Annotated in this window: 1 pseudogene; it reads left to right on the top strand. The window is 52.3% G+C overall.

Annotated elements, in window-relative coordinates:
- Window positions 1-327 (top strand): annotated as a pseudogene (locus tag HMPREF1551_RS14095) (hypothetical protein); the annotation flags it as partial.

Here is a 327-nt window from a genome sequence, read left to right as displayed (position 1 = left end):
TCCACGAGGCCTATTACGACCAACTCACCCAATTCGCCTATGGCCACATCAAAAAGCTGATGATCACCATGCCACCCCAGCATGGGAAAAGTGAAGGAGCTACCAGAAGGCTCCCTGCCTTTATCTTAGGACACCAACCAGATAAGCGTATCGCGATTGTCTCCTACAACGCGATCAAGGCGCGAAAGTTCAACCGCGAACTCCAACGTATCATCGACGACGATACCTATCACAGACTGTTTCCGCAAACGCTCCTTGCTGGGCAAACACCAGCCAATCCGAATGCTACAACTTCCAAAAGCCGCAACTACGCCCGCAATGCGGACG

It is taken from the genome of Capnocytophaga sp. oral taxon 863 str. F0517, assembly GCF_000466425.1.
Taxonomy (GTDB): domain Bacteria; phylum Bacteroidota; class Bacteroidia; order Flavobacteriales; family Flavobacteriaceae; genus Capnocytophaga.
The sequence above is the reverse complement of the archived record's forward strand: the minus strand, read 5'-3'. Positions and strand labels throughout refer to the sequence as shown.